General features: G+C 68.9%; 13 protein-coding genes. 11 read left to right on the top strand and 2 right to left on the bottom strand.

Translation table 11 applies throughout. The features are described 5' to 3' along the window. The first annotated feature begins 7 nt into the window (after positions 1-7). The 7 genes from JJL56_RS25650 to gltA all read left to right on the top strand — a co-directional run bounded on the left by JJL56_RS25650 (position 8) and on the right by gltA (position 7,393). A complete protein-coding gene (locus tag JJL56_RS25650) occupies positions 8-805 on the top strand; it encodes a carbohydrate ABC transporter permease (protein WP_014242527.1) in 798 nt (265 codons plus the stop codon). 19 nt (positions 806-824) lie between these two features. Further along, a complete protein-coding gene (locus tag JJL56_RS25645) occupies positions 825-1,118 on the top strand; it encodes a DUF2160 domain-containing protein (RefSeq protein ID WP_145627819.1) in 294 nt (97 codons plus the stop codon). Positions 1,119-1,176: 58 nt separating this feature from the next. Next, positions 1,177-2,931 (top strand): ABC transporter substrate-binding protein, encoded by a 1,755-nt coding sequence (locus tag JJL56_RS25640; protein WP_200486809.1) that lies wholly within the window; start codon positions 1,177-1,179, stop codon positions 2,929-2,931. Between the two features lie 224 nt (positions 2,932-3,155). Further along, complete coding sequence (gene glpK, locus JJL56_RS25635) at positions 3,156-4,661, top strand: glycerol kinase GlpK (RefSeq protein ID WP_200486808.1); 1,506 nt, start codon at positions 3,156-3,158, stop codon at positions 4,659-4,661. Between the two features lie 11 nt (positions 4,662-4,672). Next, positions 4,673-5,458, top strand: a complete 786-nt coding sequence (locus tag JJL56_RS25630) for an SDR family NAD(P)-dependent oxidoreductase (protein WP_145627825.1) — start codon at positions 4,673-4,675, stop codon at positions 5,456-5,458. 3 nt (positions 5,459-5,461) lie between these two features. After that, on the top strand, positions 5,462-5,929 hold the full coding sequence (locus JJL56_RS25625; RefSeq protein WP_200486807.1) for a flavodoxin family protein: 468 nt from the start codon (positions 5,462-5,464) through the stop codon (positions 5,927-5,929). A gap of 123 nt (positions 5,930-6,052) precedes the next feature. Then, on the top strand, positions 6,053-7,393 hold the full coding sequence (gene gltA / locus JJL56_RS25620; protein ID WP_145627828.1) for a citrate synthase: 1,341 nt from the start codon (positions 6,053-6,055) through the stop codon (positions 7,391-7,393). 15 nt (positions 7,394-7,408) lie between these two features. Here gltA and JJL56_RS25615 read toward each other — a convergent pair whose 3' ends face one another. Then, positions 7,409-8,272, bottom strand: a complete 864-nt coding sequence (locus JJL56_RS25615; RefSeq protein WP_200486806.1) for an aldose 1-epimerase family protein — start codon at positions 8,270-8,272, stop codon at positions 7,409-7,411. A 21-nt stretch (positions 8,273-8,293) separates the two neighbouring features. Next, complete coding sequence (locus JJL56_RS25610; RefSeq protein WP_345772646.1) at positions 8,294-8,920, bottom strand: MarC family protein; 627 nt, start codon at positions 8,918-8,920, stop codon at positions 8,294-8,296. A gap of 217 nt (positions 8,921-9,137) precedes the next feature. Here JJL56_RS25610 and JJL56_RS25605 point away from each other — a divergent pair, with 217 nt between their 5' ends. The 4 genes from JJL56_RS25605 to JJL56_RS25590 all read left to right on the top strand — a co-directional run bounded on the left by JJL56_RS25605 (position 9,138) and on the right by JJL56_RS25590 (position 13,849). Further along, positions 9,138-9,524 (top strand): response regulator transcription factor, encoded by a 387-nt coding sequence (locus JJL56_RS25605; RefSeq protein ID WP_345772645.1) that lies wholly within the window; start codon positions 9,138-9,140, stop codon positions 9,522-9,524. An 84-nt stretch (positions 9,525-9,608) separates the two neighbouring features. Then, positions 9,609-10,220: a chemotaxis protein CheC gene (locus JJL56_RS25600; protein ID WP_247890274.1), complete on the top strand. Its 612-nt coding sequence runs from the start codon at positions 9,609-9,611 to the stop codon at positions 10,218-10,220. Positions 10,221-10,296: 76 nt separating this feature from the next. After that, the gene (locus JJL56_RS25595; protein WP_200486803.1) at positions 10,297-12,270 is read left to right on the top strand and encodes a methyl-accepting chemotaxis protein; all 1,974 of its coding nucleotides are present in this window, start codon (positions 10,297-10,299) and stop codon (positions 12,268-12,270) included. A gap of 22 nt (positions 12,271-12,292) precedes the next feature. Further along, the gene (locus JJL56_RS25590; RefSeq protein WP_200486802.1) at positions 12,293-13,849 is read left to right on the top strand and encodes a chemotaxis protein CheW; all 1,557 of its coding nucleotides are present in this window, start codon (positions 12,293-12,295) and stop codon (positions 13,847-13,849) included. The last annotated feature ends 6 nt before the right edge of the window (positions 13,850-13,855 follow it).

Below are 13,855 nucleotides of genomic sequence, written 5' to 3'. Positions count from 1 at the left end.
ACGGGCCATGCTGCGCGCACGGATCGTCCTCACGCTCTACATCCTGTTCCTGATGCTGCCAATCTACTGGCTCGTGAACATGAGCCTGAAGACGAATACCGAGATCGTCAGCGGCCTGACGCTGTGGCCTCACACGCTGACCTTCGAGAACTACCGGCGGATCTTCACCGATTCGTCCTGGTACTCGGGCTATCTGAACTCGCTGCAATATGTCGCGCTGAACACGGTGTTGTCGATCGCGCTGGCCCTGCCGGCGGCCTACGCCTTCTCGCGATACCGCTTCGTGGGCGACAAGCATCTGTTCTTCTGGCTGCTGTCCAACCGCATGGCCCCGGCGGCGGTCTTCGCGCTGCCCTTCTTCAACCTCTATTCGGCCATCGGGCTGTTCGACACGCCGCTGGCCGTGGCGCTGGCCCATTGCCTGTTCAACGTGCCGCTGGCGGTGTGGATTCTGGAGGGTTTCATGTCGGGGGTACCGCGGGAGATCGACGAGACCGCCTATCTCGACGGCTACAGCTTTCCGCGTTTCTTCGTGAAGATCTTCATGCCGCTGGTGGCCAGCGGGATCGGTGTCACCGCCTTTTTCTGCTTCATGTTCAGCTGGGTCGAGCTGCTGCTGGCGCGCACGCTGACCTCGGTGGACGCCAAGCCCATCGCGGCGACGATGACGCGCACTGTCTCGGCCTCCGGCATGGACTGGGGGCTGCTGGCGGCGGCGGGGGTGCTGACCATCCTGCCCGGCGCGCTGGTGATCTGGTTCGTGCGCAACTACATCGCCAAGGGCTTTGCCCTGGGCCGCGTCTGACGGGAGGGAGGACGCCGCCATGGACACCGTCACCGAACATCTCGCCTGGATGGCCTGGACCTGGCAGACCGGCGCCTTCTTCGCCGTCATCGCCGGGCTGCTGACCCTGCTGACCGTCCTGGCGCTCAACCGGCCGGAGGTGGCACGCCCCGGCGTTCTGGGCATCACCACGACGCGCGGCGACCGGCTGTTCATCACGCTGCTCGGCAGCGCCTTCATCCACCTCGCCTGGCTGGGACTGGTGGGGGAGGAGGTGCACTACGCCACCGCGCTTTCGCTTCTTTACGCCGCGGCGGTCTTCCGCTGGGTGTGACGGCCGGCCTGTGTCGGCCGGAACGGGCCTATAACAATGGAAACGGGAGGAATAAACGATGCGTACCCTGTATCTCGCCTCCGCATCCGCGGCGGCGCTTCTTCTGTCATCGGCCCCGGCCTTCGCCGACATCGAGGCGGCCAAGCGCTGGATCGACAGCGAGTTCCAGCCTTCGACCCTGTCGAAGGAGGAGCAGCTGAAGGAAATGCAGTGGTTCATCGACGCCGCCAAGCCCTTCGCCGGTATGGAGATCAACGTCGTCTCCGAGACCATCACCACCCATGAGTACGAGGCCCGGACGCTCGCCAAGGCCTTCAGCGAGATCACCGGGATCAAGCTGCGCCACGACCTGATCCAGGAAGGCGACGTGGTCGAGAAGATCCAGACGCAGATGCAGTCCGGAAAGAACATCTACGACGCCTGGATCAACGACAGCGACCTGATCGGCACCCATTTCCGCTACAAGCAGGTGGTTCCCCTCACCGACTGGATGGAGGGGGAGGGCAAGGACGTCACCCTGCCGACGCTGGATGTGAACGACTTCATCGGCAAGTCCTTCACCACCGCGCCGGACGGCAAGCTCTACCAGCTTCCCGACCAGCAGTTCGCCAACCTCTACTGGTTCCGCTACGACTGGTTCACCAACCCGGACATCAAGGCCAAGTTCAAGGCCAAGTACGGCTACGATCTGGGCGTCCCGGTCAACTGGTCGGCCTATGAGGACATCGCCGAGTTCTTCACCAACGACGTGAAGGAGATTGACGGCGTCAAGGTCTACGGCCACATGGACTACGGCAAGAAGGACCCGTCGCTGGGCTGGCGCTTCACCGACGCGTGGCTGTCGATGGCCGGCAACGGCGACAAGGGGCTGCCCAACGGCAAGCCGGTGGACGAGTGGGGCATCCGCATGGAGGGCTGCCGCCCGGTCGGCTCCTCCGTCGAGCGGGGCGGCGACACCAACGGCCCGGCCGCCGTCTACTCGGTCACCAAATACGTGGAGTGGCTGAAGAAATACGCGCCTCCGCAGGCCGCCGGCATGACCTTCTCCGAATCCGGCCCGGTGCCGGCCCAGGGCAACGTCGCGCAGCAGATGTTCTGGTACACCGCCTTCACCGCCGACATGGTGAAGGACGGACTGCCGGTGGTGAACGCCGACGGCACGCCGAAATGGCGCATGGCTCCGTCTCCCAAGGGCGCCTATTGGAAGGATGGCATGAAGCTGGGCTACCAGGACGCCGGGTCGTGGACGCTGCTGAAATCCACCCCGGTGGACCGCCGCAAGGCGGCGTGGCTCTACGCCCAGTTCACCATGGCGAAGTCGGTCAGCCTGAAGAAGAGCCATGTCGGCCTGACCTTCATCCGGGAAAGCGACATCTGGGACAAGAGCTTCACCGAGCGCGCGCCGAAGCTGGGCGGACTGGTCGAGTTCTACCGTTCCCCGGCGCGGGTGCAGTGGACGCCGACCGGCGTGAACGTGCCGGATTACCCGAAGCTGGCGCAGCTCTGGTGGCAGAACATCGGCGACGCCTCCTCCGGCGCCAAGACGCCGCAGGCGGCCATGGACGCGCTGGCCGCGGCCCAGGACTCGGTGATGGAGCGGCTGGAGCGGTCGGGCGTGCAGGGCGAATGCGGGCCGAAGCTGAACAAGAAGGAGTCGGCGGAGTTCTGGTTCGCCAAGGCCGAGAAGGATGGCACCACCGCGCCGCAGCGCAAGCTGTCCAACGAGAAGCCCAAGGGCGAGACGGTCGACTACGACCAGCTCATCAAGTCCTGGCCGGCCTCGCCGCCCAAGAAGGCCGCGATGGCGCAGTGATGTCGTAAACAACTTAAGATAACCCTCTCCCCTCCGCTCACGCGCAAACGAAGTTTGCGCTGACGCGACAGGCGGACCTTCGGTCCGCCGAAAGCGGGGAGAGGGTGGCCCGCAGGGCCGGTGAGGGGGTTGCGCATGGCGCCACGTCCGGCAAAAGCGCAACCCCCTCACCCCAATCCTCTCCCCAGAGGGGAGAGGGAACGAACGAGACCATAGGAAAGACCATGTCTGAAGCCGGCCACGTCCTCGCCATCGATCAGGGCACCACCTCCACCCGCGCCATCGTCTTCGACCGGCGGGGCGTTCCCGCCGGGATGGCCCGGCGCGAGTTCGCGCAGCATTATCCGGCCGACGGCTGGGTGGAGCACGATCCGGAGGACATCTGGCGCGACACCGTGGCCGTGATGCGGGGCGCCGTGGCGGAGGCCGGGCTGAGCGCGTCGGACATCGCCGCCATCGGCATCACCAACCAGCGCGAGACCACCGTCGTCTGGGACCGCCGCACGGGCGAGCCGGTGCATCGCGCCATCGTCTGGCAGGACCGCCGCACCTCCGACCTCTGCCGCAAGCTGGTCGAGGAAGGTTGCGGGCCGCTGGTGCGGCGCAAGACCGGGCTGCTGATCGATTCCTACTTCTCCGCCACCAAGATCGCCTGGATTCTCGACCATGTCCCCGGCGCGCGCGAGCGGGCGGAGCGGGGCGAGCTGTGCTTCGGCACCATCGACAGCTTCCTGCTGCACCGGCTGACCGGCGGGCGGGTGCACGCGACCGACGCGACCAACGCCTCGCGCAGCATGGTCTTCGACATCCACCGCCAGGACTGGGACGACGAGCTTCTCGCCCTGTTCCGCATCCCCCGCGCCATGATGCCGGAGGTGCTGGACAGCAGCGCCGAGTTCGGAGCGACGGAGCCGGACCTGCTGGGCCGCGCCATCCCGATCACCGGCATCGCCGGCGACCAGCAGGCCGCGACCTTCGGGCAGGCCTGCTTCGAGCCGGGCATGGTGAAGTCCACCTACGGCACCGGCTGCTTCGCCCTGCTGAACACCGGCGACACGCCGGTGGAATCGCGCTCCAACATGCTGACCACCGTCGCCTACCGGCTGGACGGGCGGACGACCTATGCGCTGGAGGGTTCCATCTTCATCGCCGGGGCGGCGATCAAGTGGCTGCGCGACGGGCTGGGGATCATCACCCACGCCTCCCAGACCGACGACATGGCGACCCGCGTTCCGGACAGCCATGGCGTCTATCTGGTGCCGGCCTTCGTGGGCCTGGGCGCCCCCCACTGGGACCCCGAGGCCCGTGCCGCGATCTTCGGGCTGACGCTGGACGCCGGCCCCGCCCACATCGCCCGCGCCGCGCTGGAGGCCGTGGCCTTCCAGACGCGCGACCTGCGCGACGCCATGGTCTCCGACTGGTCGGCCTCGCACATGGCGACCTCCGACGCGCTGCGGGTGGACGGCGGCATGGCGGCGAACGACTGGCTGTGCCAGTTCCTGGCCGATGTGCTGGACCTGCCGGTGGAACGCCCGGCTGTGATCGAGACGACCGCGTTGGGGGCTGCCGGTCTGGCCGGGCTGAAGGCCGGGGTCTACCGCGATCAGGCGGCGCTGGCCGGCGCGTGGCGCTGCGACCGTCGGTTCGAGCCGCGGATGGACGCGGCCAAGCGCGTCCGCCTTTACGACGGCTGGCTGGACGCCGTGCGCCGCGTGCGTCGCGAACGCTGAAAGGGAAGGCCATGACCCTGCTGGGCGAGGATCTGCGCGGCAAGCGCGTGCTGGTGACCGGCAGCAGCCGGGGCATCGGGGCGGCGGTGGGCACCGCCTTCGCCAGCCTGGGCGCGCGGGTGGCGCTCCACGGGTCGGGCAATGGGGCGGGCGGCAACGATGCCGCGGCCAAACTGGCGCTCGCCCTCTCGGCGGGCGGGACGGAGGTCTATGCCGTCAGAGGCGACTTCCGCGACCCGCGCGCCGTGGAGTCGGCGGTGGATGCGGCGGTGCAGGCGTTGGGCGGGCTGGACATCCTCGTCAACAACGCCGGCACCATGGTCGGGCGGGTGTCGCTGGACCGGATCGGCGACGATTTCCTGGACGAGGTGATCGACCTCAACCTGCGCTCCGTCGTCGTGGCCTGCCGGCGCGCCCTGCCGGCGTTGCGCGCCTCCGGAGGCGGGGCCATCGTCAACACCGTTTCCATCTCCGCCCGCACCGGGGGCAGCCCCGGCTCCTCGATCTACAGCGCGTCGAAGGCCTTCGTATCGACCTTCACCCGCTCCCTGGCGGCGGAGCTGGCGCCGGACCGCATCCGCGTCAACGCCGTCTCGCCCGGCACCATCGACACCGATTTCCACCAGCGCTACTCCTCGCCGGAGAAGCTGGCGGCGACGGCGGCGCGCATCCCGCTGGGCCGGCTGGGCACGGCGGAGGACTGCGTGGGCGCCTATCTGTTCCTGTCGTCCGAGGCGCTCAGCGGCTACATCACCGGTCAGGTGATCGAGGTGAACGGCGGCCAGCTCATGGCCTGACCGATGACCACGAAGCGCCTCCTCATCGTCGCCCACTGCCCGTCGCCCAACACGCGGACGCTGCTGGACGCCGTGCTGCGCGGGGCGCGGTCGCCGGAGGTGCAGGGGGTGGAGGTGGTGGCGAAACCGCCATTGGAGGCGGGGCCGGAGGATGTGCTGGAGTCGCAGGGCGTGATTCTCGGCACGACCGAAAATCTGGGTTATATGAGCGGGGCGCTCAAGGATTTCTTCGACCGCAGCTACTACCCGTGCCTGGAGCGCACGCAGGGACTGCCCTACGCCCTGTTCGTCCGGGCGGGCCATGACGGGACGGGGACCTGCCGCGCCGTCGCCTCCATCGCGACGGGGCTCCGCTGGCGTCCGGTGCAGGCACCGCTGGTCTGCCGCGGCCCCTTCCGCGACGATTTCGCCGCCTCCTGCGAAGAGCTGGGGCTGCTGATGGCCGCCGGCCTGGAGGCGGGGATCTTCTGACGGCCTATGCCCGGCGGAGTGGCATCTATCGGGAGTGCTATTGACGACACCCCCCATTCATACAGTCTCCTACGTGCAACGAAACAGCGCCACGCCCGATGGCGCGTGCATAAGGAGGGGCCGATGGAGAGCAGCAAGGGCCGGCCGGTCTGGCGCGGCGAGGTCAAGAAGGTCGGGACCATCACGGTCACCGACGACACGACCGGAAAAACCATCAAGCTGCCGCTGCTGGAAGGCGAAACCGGCCCGCGCGCCATCGACGTGCGCAAGCTCTACGCGGAAACCGGCTATTTCACCTTCGATCCCGGCTTCACCTCCACGGCGAGCTGCGAGTCGGCGATCACCTACATCGATGGTGACGAGGGCGTCCTCCTGCATCGCGGCTACGCCATCCAGGACCTGGCGGAGAACTGTGATTATCTGGAGGTCTGCCACCTTCTGCTGCGCGGCGAGCTGCCGAATCCGCAGCAGAAGGAGGATTTCGAGCGCACCATCACCTACCACACCATGGTGCATGAGCAGCTGAGCCGCTTCTACAGCGGGTTCCGCCGCGACGCCCACCCCATGGCGGTGATGTGCGGCGTGACCGGCGCGCTGTCGGCCTTCTACCACGACTCGACGGACATCCTCGACCCGCGCCAGCGGATGATCGCCGCGCACCGGCTGATCGCCAAGATGCCGACGATGGCCGCCATGGCCTACAAGTATTCGGTCGGCCAGCCCTTCATGTACCCGCGCAACGACCTCAGCTACGCGGAAAACTTCCTCTACATGACCTTCGGGACGCCCTGCGAGACCTGGAAGGTCGATCCGGTCCTGGCCCGCGCCATGGACAAGATCTTCATCCTGCATGCCGACCACGAGCAGAACGCCTCGACCTCCACGGTGCGGCTGGCCGGTTCGTCGCACGCCAACCCCTTCGCCTGCATCGCCTCGGGTATCGCGGCGCTGTGGGGACCGGCCCACGGCGGCGCCAACGAGGCCGTGCTGCTGATGCTGGAGGAGATCGGCTCGGTCGAGCGCATCCCCGAATTCATCAAGCGCGCCAAGGACAAGAACGATCCCTTCCGCCTGATGGGCTTCGGCCACCGGGTCTACAAGAACTACGACCCGCGCGCCAAGATCATGCGCCAGACCTGCTACGAGGTTCTGGACGTGATGGGCATCAAGGACGAGCCGCACCTCGCCATCGCCATGGAGCTGGAGAAGATCGCGCTGGAGGACCCCTACTTCGTCGAGAAGAAGCTGTACCCGAACGTCGACTTCTATTCCGGCATCATCCTGAAGGCGATGGGCTTCCCGACCAGCATGTTCACCGTGCTGTTCGCGCTGGCCCGCACCGTCGGCTGGATTTCCCAGTGGCAGGAGATGATCGAGGACCCGCAGCAGAAGATCGGGCGCCCCCGCCAGCTCTACACCGGCAATCCGGGCCGCGCCTTCGTTCCGCTGAACAAGCGCGGCTGACGGAAAGCCGGTCCCTTATCCCACGGCGATGCGGTAGCTCAGCTCCCGCATCGCGCCGGGGGCGAGATGCAGAAGCCCCGGCTTGTCCGCGAACTCCCCGTCGAAATCCGCCGGGGAGGCGTGGCCGTGCCAGGGCTCGATGCACAGGAAGGGCGCGCCGCTCGGCTTCGACCAGATGCCCAGTTCGCGGAAGCCCTCCCAGGAGACGGTGATGGCCGGGGTGCCGGGCGCGCCGTAACGGACGGAGCGGCTGGCGGGCCGGTCGAGGATCACCGCGTCCCGCGTGAACAGCCCCTCGCTCAGCGGCAGGCGGCGCCCCTCGACGGGGGTCGGCTCCGGCTGCGGCGACAGAAGACCGTTCTCGACGCGGCGGATCGGCGCGGGCTCGTCGGTTTCGAACAGAAGCTCGTGCGCCTCCTTCGGAACGCCGTCCCGCAACGGCCAGAGGAAGGCCGGATGCACGCCGAGCGAGGCGGGCAGCGCCTCATCGCCCGGATTGGTGATGCGGTGGCGGATGGTCAGCCCGTCCGCGTCCAGTTCGAAGATCAGTTCCAGCCGGAAGGCGAAGGGATAGAGCGCGCGGGTCTGTGCGTCGTCGGACAGCGACAGGCGGCAGAGGGTGGGGGTGTGCTCCTCCCAGGCGAAGCGGCGGTCGCGGGCGAAGCCGTGCTGGGTCATCCGGAAGGTCCGGCCCTGGTGGCGCAGCGTGTCCTCCTTCAGCCGTCCGACGATGGGGAACAGCACGGGCGCGTGGCGCGGCCATTCCGGACCGGCCTGCCAGAGCAGTTCCCGCCCGTCGAGCGTCAGGGAGCACAGTTCCGCCCCGTCGGCCTTGATCGCGGCGCCGAGGCGACCGTTGCTGAGCGTGTGCCGGTCCATGAGAATTGCCCTTTGTGGAGATCAGTGGGGTGGATAGACGGCGGTGATGCCTTCGATGATCGTCTGGGCGGCCAGTGCCGCCAGGACGATGCCCAACACGCGGCTGACCGTGTGGATCACCGTGCGGCCGAGCAGCTTGTTCACCAGATCGGCGACGACCAGCAGCGCCATGACGCTGCCCACCGCGGCCGCGGCGGCGCCCAGCACCATGCCCTGGCCGCCCAGCGTCGCGCCGTAGCGGTCCATCAGCAGCAGCGTGGAGGTGATGGCGCCCGGCCCGGCGATCAGCGGGATCGCCAGCGGGAAGACGGCGAGGTCGTGGGCCTCCTCCTCCGTCCGTGCGTCGTCGGCGGTGCGCTCCTTGCGCTCGGCCCGGCGCTGGAACAGCATCTCGAAGGCGATCCAGAACAACAGTGCGCCGCCCGCGATGCGGAAGGCCGGCATGCCGATGGACAGGGCGTTCAGCACCAGCTCGCCCAGATAGGCGAAGAAGACGATGATGGCAAAGCTGATCAGCGGGCCGCGCAGGGCGATGGTGCGCTTGCGCCGGCTGTCGAAGCCGCGGGTGAGGCCGAGATAAATCGGAACCAACCCGATCGGATCGACCACGACGAGAAACACCACGAGCGCGCTGATGAAATCTTCCACGGACGGAACCCCGGACTGCATGACCCTGTTTGCGGATCTTCTGTTACCAAAGCCACCGCGGGCGGCCAAGGGGAGCAGCGTCGGGACCAGCATCGAAAAACGGTGATTGCGGGATGCAATCCATGCTGGCGCGCGGCGTGGCGGCGGTTATAATCGTTTCACAATTCAAATTTTCCCTCCTCCTGGAGCGCAGGCGTTGAGCAAGACCGTAATCGTCGTGGACGACAGCAAGCTGTCCCGCATGCATGTCCGCGGCATAATACTTCGGAACAAGCCGGATTGGACGGTCATCGAGGCGGCGAACAGCACTGAACTTTACGGAAAACTAGACGAAGGTGATATCCATATCGCCATAATCGACTTCAACATGCCGGGCGACAACGGCCTGGAGGCCGCCGCCCGGCTTCTGCAGGCGAAGCCGGACATCCGCGTCGCCATCATCACGGCCAATGCCCAGGATTCGGTGGTTTCCGGCATTCGCGCGTTGGGCGCCGCCTTCATGCCCAAGCCGTTGGAGGAGGAGCAGATGGCCCGCTTCCTGGCCGCCGCCAGCCTGCCGCGTCGCCCGTCGTCCAGCGAAGGTGCCGGCGGGGGGGCTGGTTGACCGGCGCGGTCCGGCCGGCGCGCGCCGATGGACCCGACGCCCATGGGCATTGACCCAGCCGGAATTGACCCAGCCGACTTTGACTTGGACGAGCTGGAACGCGACGCGCTGACGGAACTGGGGAACATCGGCGTCGGTCGGGCGTCCACGGCGTTCAGCCGGATGATCGGCGGGCCGGTCGAGATCTCCGTGCCGATGGTCAGCCTCGTCCCTGGCGACCGGGTGTCCGGCCTGCTTCGGTCGGCGCTGCCGGGGGAACTGATCGCGGTGACCGAGTGCCTGTCCGGGGCCTTCCTCGGTTCCGCCATCCTGCTGATGCCGGAACGGAGCGGCCTGCCGCTGGCCGCCGCCGCCCTGCCGCCCGGCGTTCCCAAGGAGGACGCGGCGGAGCTGGTGGAGGAGGCGCTGGCCGAGGTCGGCAACATCGTGCTGAACAGCTGCCTGTCCTCCATGGGGAATCTGCTGGGCGTCGCGATCGGCACCACCCTGCCGCAGGTTCTGCGTGGCGTGGGGGAAGAGCTTCTGGAACGCTGCGGCGTCGTCCAGACGGCGGAGTCGCAGGCGATCCTGTTCCACGTCACCTTCCGGACACCGCCCCACGATGTCGAGGGAACCGTCGTCCTGGCGCTCGACGCCGGGTCCGCGGCGGGGCTGAAGACGGCCATCGGGCGCTACATCGGCCGGGTGCTGGCCTGAGGGCCGGGCAACCGCAAGCAATCAACACGAGTCCCCGGTAGAGAAACACGGGCTCACGGGGCAAGGGGTTTGGATCATGGCATTGGTCAAGAAGAAGCGGATCGACACGGCGAGCGCCTCCCGCAACGCGGACACCGGCGAGGATGCGATTGCGCTTCCCAATGACACCGTTGTGCCTGGTCAGCCCGACAACGTCCAGTCGACCCGCCGCGCGGCGGAGGTGCGGCGGCGCGCCCGCGCCGGGAACCGGCGGCGCAAGGCGGCGGAGGGCATCGCCGCCGCGTCGAACGAGCTTGCCAGCGGCGTGACCCAGGCCGCCGCCGCCGCGGAGGAACTGCGCAAGGCGATGGAACAGGTCGCCGCCGGCGCGGAGGAGGCGGCCAGCGCCACCCAGCAGTCGCAGCGGATGATCGACCGGAGCGCCAGTCTGATCGGGCGCGCGCGCAGCAACGCCGAATCGTCGCTGTCGCGGATCGAGGCGCTGCAGGCGCTGATGAAGGACGTCAGCGGCCAGATCCTCACCTCCGTCGACGGACTGGTCCGCGCCGCCGAGCGGCAGGAGGCCGCGGTCGCGCTGGTCCGCGACCTGGAGCGGCAGGCGGCGGAGATCGGCGCCATCGTCGAGGGGGTGGCGGTCATGGCCGACCAGACCAACCTGCTGGCGCTGAACGCCGCCATCGAGGCGGCGCGCGCGGGCGATGCCGGACGCGGATTCGCCGTGGTGGCCGACGAGGTGCAGGCCCTGGCCGAGCGTTCCGAACGCTCGGCCAACGAGATCAACCGCATGGTCGCGCAGATCCAGGAGGCGGTGGGCGCCATCGCCGAGAGCATCGTGGCCGGTGCCGGTGCGTCAACGACGGAAGTGGACCGTGGCCGCCAGATTGCCGCCCAGCTCGATCGGGTGCGCGACGGCATGGGGGACATCGCCCGCGGCGCGCAGGAAACCATCAGGGCGGCGATGGAGGCCGACTCCGCCGGTCGGGAGGCGCAGCGCGGTGCCGAGAGCGTCGCCTCCGCCGCGGAGGAGCAGGCGGCGGCAAGCGAGGAGGCGCTGAAGACGGTCGGCGAGCAGGCCAAGGCGCTGGCCCAGAGCGAGCAGGCCGCCGGCCAGCTCTCCGATCTGGCCGACGAACTGACCGGAACCACCGACGTCCACCGCGCCGCCGGGGATCTCGCCTCCGCCGCCGAGCAGCTGTCCGCCGCGATCGAGGAGATCAACCGCGCCGCCGCGCAGATCATGGCGGCGATCACCCAGATCTCCCGCGGCGCCCAGGCCCAGGGGGCCGCGACCCACCAGTCGAGCAGCGCCATCGCCGAGATCGAGGCCAGCGCCCGGCTCGGGCACATGCGCGCCGAGGAGGCGCTTCAGCGCTGCGTCGGTCTGGAGGTGCTGCTGTCCGAAACGCAGGACATGGTGGGCGCCCTGACCACCGGGGTGGGCGAGGCGGTGGCCGCCAGCCGCCGCACGGTGGAGCGGATCGGCGCCATGGAGCTGATCGGCCGGCGCATCGACAAGGTGGTCGACGCCATCTCCATCATCGCCATCCAGACCGGCATGCTGGCGGTCAGCGGCGCCATCGAGGCGGCGCGGGCCGGGGAGTTCGGGCGCGGTTTCACCGTCGTCAGCAACGACATCCGCAACCTCGCCCGCGACAGCTCGGAGAATGTCGAGCGGGTGAAGGACATCGTCCACGCCATCCAGGACCAGATCGGGCGCGTCCGCCGCGACATCGAGGACATCGGGAGCGAGACGGCGCGCCAGTCCGCCCGCCACCAGGAATTCGCCGGCAGCCTCGCCGCCGCCATCGCCGAACTGCGCACCGTGACCTCCGGAAGCCGCGAGATCGTCGAGAACGCCGGCGAGGTGCAGCGTGCCGTGGTGGAGGCGCAGAAGGGCGTCGAGCAGGTCGCCACCGCGGCTAACCAGGCCAACCGCTCGGCCAACGAAGCGGCGAAGGCCGCACGGGAGCAGGCCAAGGGCGCCGAGGAGCTGGCGGCCGCCATCGAGGAGATCGCCGCCATGGCCGAAGAACTGCAAGGGGCCGGCTGACCGGCCGGCGGGGAGACGACCCATGGCCGCGATCATCCGCCGCGACGGCGTGCGTTCCTTCGTGCTTTTCACGGTCGGTGGCATGGGGCTGGCCCTGCCGCTCGACGGGGTTCTTGAGATCCTGCGCCCGCCCGTGCTGGTGCCGATCCCGCTGGGGCCGCCCGGCTTGGAGGGGCTGGCCCGGCGGCGCGGTGCGGTGTTTCCGGTCATCGGCCTGCGCCGGGTCCTGGGCCTTGCCGGGGCCGAGGAGGAAGGAACGGCTGACGGGGGAACGAAGGCGGCGCGGCTGCTGATCGTCCGCCACAACGGACAGCCGGTCGGCCTGCTGGTGGACCGCGTCTCGGGTCTGTCCGCTGTGGACGAGGACCGCATCGCCGACGCCGGGACGGCACCCGATCCGTCCATCGACGCGGATCTCCTGGCCGGAGCCATCCTGGCCGGCGACGGCCGGGATGGAGCGCTGATCCTCGACCCCGGACCGCTGGTCGAACGCCAGTTCGCCGACTTCGGGCGGGGGGGCGGCCTTGCGGGGACCGCGGATTTCAGCGCGGCGCCTCAGGCGAGGACCGCAGCCGCGCTGCGGCAGGACGAGGAACAACTCGTCGTCCTCACCGTTGCGGAGCAGGAGTTCTCGTTGCCGGTGGCTGCGGTGCGTGAGGTCGTTCCGGTTCCGGAGGCCGTGACCCGCGTTCCCCGCGCCCGCCCCCATCTGCTGGGCTTGATGACGTTGCGCGACGCGCTGCTTCCCCTGGTCGGGCTGAGGGAGCTTTTCGGGCTCGGCGCCGCGCCCGATTCCACGGCGGATCGGGGTCTTGGAAAGGTGGCGGTCCTGCGCACGGCGGAGGGGCTGGTCGGTGTGGTTGTGGAGGATGTGCGGGAGATCCTGCGGGTTCCCCGCGGGCGGATCGACCCGGTGCCGTCGCTGATGGCGCGGGAGGCGGAATTCGAGGACATGGACGGCATCGCGCGGCTGGACGGCGGCGCGCGGCTGATCCCGGTCCTGTCGGCGGAACGGTTGTTCCGCCATGGCGTGGGCCATGGAGCCGGATTGGGCGGCGACGCCCGAGGGCACGAAGGGGAAGCGACTGTGGCGAGGGAAGCGGAGGCGGAGATGGTGGAGGCCTTCGTGGTGTTCCGGCTGGCCGGGGCGGAATACGGCCTGCCGGTCGCGGCGGTGCAGGAGGTGCTGCGCCGGCCCGACGTCGTGACCCCGCTGCCCAACGCGCCGGATTTCGTCAGTGGGGTGACGACCCTGCGTGGCGCCGTCCTGCCGCTGGTCGCGCTGCGCCGTCTACTGCGTTTGCCCGATGGACGGGAGAACGCGGACGATCGGTGCCGTGTGGTGGTGATCGCGGCGGGGGCGGCCCGCGCCGGGCTGCTGGTGGATGGCATGGCCGGTATCGTCCGCATTCCCGACGGCGCCATCGAGTCGGCCCCCGTGGTGTCGCAGGCCCAGCACCGGCTGATCCGCCGCATCGGCGCGCTGGAGAGCGCCGGGGAGCGGCGGATGATCCTGCTGATGGACCCGGCGGAATTGCTGGACATGGACCAGCTCGCCGACCTGCTGACCACCGTCTGATCGGAA

The organism is Azospirillum aestuarii (assembly GCF_016632405.1).
GTDB classification, from domain to species: Bacteria; Pseudomonadota; Alphaproteobacteria; order Azospirillales; family Azospirillaceae; genus Azospirillum; species Azospirillum aestuarii.
Note: the sequence above shows the minus strand (reverse complement) of the source record. Positions and strands in the feature narration are given on the sequence as shown.